This is a genomic window from Okeania sp. SIO2B9 (assembly GCF_010672505.1).
Lineage (GTDB): Bacteria > Cyanobacteriota > Cyanobacteriia > Cyanobacteriales > Microcoleaceae > Okeania > Okeania hirsuta.
Window position 1 is genome coordinate 1 of the sequence record NZ_JAAHGK010000763.1, and the last position, 3,812, is coordinate 3,812.

At 38.3% G+C, this 3,812-nt stretch carries 4 protein-coding genes; 2 read left to right on the forward strand and 2 right to left on the reverse strand.

Annotated elements, in window-relative coordinates; genetic code table 11:
* Nucleotides 1-478, reverse strand: a 478-nt coding sequence (locus tag F6K13_RS22975) for an alpha/beta hydrolase (protein ID WP_287288496.1), incomplete at its 3' end; no start/stop codon positions are given.
* A gap of 85 nt (nucleotides 479-563) precedes the next feature.
* Entirely contained in the window at nucleotides 564-2,021 is a 1,458-nt protein-coding gene (gene gatA, locus F6K13_RS22980; protein WP_124155323.1) for an Asp-tRNA(Asn)/Glu-tRNA(Gln) amidotransferase subunit GatA, read from the reverse strand.
* 368 nt (nucleotides 2,022-2,389) lie between these two features.
* On the opposite strand from gatA, the gene F6K13_RS22985 reads away from it, so the two are divergent.
* Together F6K13_RS22985 and F6K13_RS22990 are read left to right on the forward strand one after the other, a co-directional pair.
* A complete protein-coding gene (locus tag F6K13_RS22985; RefSeq protein ID WP_124146207.1) occupies nucleotides 2,390-2,836 on the forward strand; it encodes a helix-turn-helix domain-containing protein in 447 nt (148 codons plus the stop codon).
* A 525-nt stretch (nucleotides 2,837-3,361) separates the two neighbouring features.
* On the forward strand, nucleotides 3,362-3,724 hold the full coding sequence (locus tag F6K13_RS22990) for a hypothetical protein (RefSeq protein ID WP_124146208.1): 363 nt from the start codon (nucleotides 3,362-3,364) through the stop codon (nucleotides 3,722-3,724).
* The last annotated feature ends 88 nt before the right edge of the window (nucleotides 3,725-3,812 follow it).

Sequence of the window (3,812 nt, forward strand, 5' to 3'; positions counted from 1 at the left end):
TTGGATTAATTTCTCTTTGATTAACTAAATAATTCCAGACAATTTCTACATCTTGATAAATCTGTGCTTCACTAGGGAAATTCCCTTTACTTCGCCCATAACCACGATAATCTATCAATAAAACATCAAAACCTAATTTCTGAAATCTATAAGCTTGTTCAACATTCGCTCCAATATTAATACCATTACCATGCAAATATAACAGCACACCCTGAAAATTTGATACCTCAGAATTAGCAGGTATCCACCATCCATGTATTTGCTCTAACTTGCCTTTTTTCTTAGAAGCAGATAACCAAACATCTTCATAGGAAAGATTTACATCTTTCGGCGTTATTTTTATAACAGAACTAGGGAAAAACATAAATCGCTGCTGTAAAAATACCAAAAATATACAGACAGCAACATAAGCGATCGCTAAAACTATCCCAACAATTAAAATCAACTTTGCAACGAAAAAATAATCAAATTGCCACATAATAAAAATCGGCAGTTAGGTTTTGATTAACCAATAATTTTCTCAACACCTAACGCCTCATAAATAATAACTAAAAACCAACTTTCTAAAGGCGAGGCAGAAGTTTATACCAATCATTAGATTGTTCATAAACATGAGCAACTTCAAATAATAAAGCCTCCTTCAAAACATTACCAATTAATTGCATACCAATAGGTAAACCTTTTTCATCAAAACCACAAGGTAAACTCAAAGCAGGTAAACCAGCCAAATTAACTGGAATAGTCATTAAATCAGACAAATACATACTCAGTGGGTCATCAGTCTTTTCACCCGCCTTAAAAGCAGTAGTCGGAGCAGTGGGACAAGCCAAAATATCCACCTGAGCAAAAGCCTTATCAAAATCTTCCTTAATCAAAGTCCGGACTTTTTGAGCCTTAAGATAATAAGCATCATAATATCCAGCGGACAAAGCATAAGTACCAATCATAATTCGGCGCTTAACTTCCGTACCAAAACCCTCAGCACGAGTCTGAGCATACATTTCCAAAAGATTTTCCGACTTAGGAGCGCGGAAGCCATATTTCACCCCATCGTAACGAGCTAAATTTGCTGAAGCTTCCGATGGGGCAATAATATAATAAGTAGGCAAACCGTAGCGGAACCGAGGACAAGAAATTACCTGAATTTCCGCTCCCAACTCCTGTAACTGTTCCACTGCCTTAGTAAAAGCTTGATTAACAACTGAATCTAAACCCTCACCAAAAGTCTCCTTAATTAGACCAATTCTAATTTGCCCCTTTGGTCTTAAATTCGGTCTCAGGTTCCTAGTATAATTTGGGATAGACACATTAAGACTCGTAGAATCTTTAGGGTCATAACCAGCGATCGCCTGTAACAAAATCGCAGCATCTTCAACAGTCCTACCAAAAGGCCCTATTTGGTCTAAAGAAGAAGCAAAAGCCACCAACCCATAGCGAGAAACCAGACCATAAGTAGGCTTCATACCTACCACACCACAAAAAGATGCTGGTTGACGAATAGAACCACCAGTATCTGAACCCAATGCAACTACAGACTCTTGAGATGCCACTGCTGCGGCCGACCCCCCAGAAGAACCACCAGGCACTCGTTCCACATCCCACGGGTTAGCCGTAACTTGATAAGCAGAATTTTCCGTCGAACTACCCATGGCAAATTCATCTAGATTTGTCTTACCCAGAATAACTGCACCAGAATCTAAAAGTTTTTGAGTCACAGTCGATTCATAAGGAGGAATAAAATTTTCTAGAATCTTAGAACCACAAGTAGTAGGGATACCTCGGGTGCACATATTGTCCTTCACAGCGATGGGAATCCCTGCTAATTGTCCAATTTTCTCTCCTGCAGCAATTTGGGCATCCACCTGACGGGCCTGTTCTATGGCCTTTTCTGCCGTGACACAGATAAAGCTTTTCAACTTTGGCTCCAACTGGCTGATGCGTTTTAGGGCCTCTTGGGTAATTTCTACAGCAGAGCGTTCTTTACTTATTAGTTGTTGATGCAGCTCGCTAATGGATGCCATGCCTATACCATCATTCCTAAAGTTCAGCTATTAGATTATAGGGTTAATTGAATTAACTATAAATAATTAACTATCAAAAATTCCTATGGCAGGAAACAGGCAACAGGCAACAGTCGGAAAAATATTCCCCTGTCTCAAGAGCTTTATCATTACTATGTCCGCGCCCTGTCTATTGCTATACATAGCACTGCGCAAATAGGTTAGGGCAATTATAAACACTCATGCCGAGGGTCATTATGACTTTTGACTTTTAAATTTTAACTTTTGACTTTTGACTTAATCTATATATTCCAAGGTAGATTTTATCCGGAGATTGGCACATAGAGGTAGATAAGATTAAAAACTTCCATAATTTCCGAATAGGAGGTATGCCAGCAAAAGCTAGTTTGAAACCACATCTTACGGTAGAGGAATTGAAAATTCGCTACCGACAAGCTCCAGATACCATCGAATCTCGTCGGTGGCATCTCCTGCTTCTAATTGCTCAACAATGGTCTATTAAAAAAGCATCTCAAGTTGTGGGACTTAACTACGATTATGCTAAGGAAATTGTTGGGCGCTACAATAGGGAAGGGCCTGAATCTGTGAAAAATCGCAGTAAAGACCGTCAACCACCACCTGCTAAATCTTTGTTGACACCAGCTCAACAGCAGGAACTTTCAGAGGCTTTACAAGGGCCTGCTCCTGATGGTCAAGCATGGTCTGGTCCAAAAGTAGCCCGTTGGATTGCTCAGAAAACTGGTCGCGACCATGTCTGGCCTCAACGAGGTTGGGATTACTTAAAACGACTAGGCATTGACTGGAAAAAAAAGTAGAAAAATGTTGGATCTTATCTTAAATGGGATTTTGAATTGGAGAAATTGTTCTTTACAGGAATTTTAGATTTTTATCCTGCATTGCAGTGCTATTTAAGTTGTAAGGTTAAGTTGTAAGGAAAATATTTTGGAATTAAGAGAATTAAGAAACAAGGGTGCAGTTTCTGTTGTGTTAGGGACGAATATTAAGGACTGAGGTATGGCTAAGAAACCTCACTGTACCTAAATTCGGCAACAAATGCTTACATTAAAAGCTTTTCCGGAGCAAGAGCGAAAATCTTGATAAATTGAATGAAGGTTGTTGAGGCTATAAGTAATAAATAATGCTTGATATTATCAATTATTTATCTTTTCTGTGGCGGGTTTAATAACCCACTGTCAACGACGGGGATGCTTAAAATTGTTTGGGGTTTGTAGACACAAACGTAGCTTGTCGAAGACTATTCATAAGCAATTTTCTCTTATGCCTTCTACCTTCTTCAATGGCAATAACCTACAACATAAATATCCCAAGATTTCGTTGTTATGAAAATCAATATTTGTACAAAAATATGTTTAGTATTTGCTTTCTGTTTAGGGATTAATTTAACTATCAATAATCCCGCTTATGCTAGACCAAAATCTAGATTGCTTTGTGAAATTAAAGAAGAACTATGTCAAAGAAAGGAACAGAATGTATGTACAGAAAAAGAAAGCTGTTCTGAAAAAACAAAGCCAGTAGTCAAAGAAGTTTCACCCATAATTCGACCTAATAAATTTTATTGTGACCGGGGTAAAAATGGTATCCCAACTACTTTTGTCAAAACACCACAAGGTACTTATACAGTTATTCGTTGGGTTTCTAATTATTGGGACTTACACAACTTAACTGGCCAAATTAGACTATAATGCTTGTAAATCAATAATTTTACGTCGAAGCGATCGCAAGGAACGAAAGAAACAACCCCTACTGCAATGCCCCCTTGCTTTGAAAGGT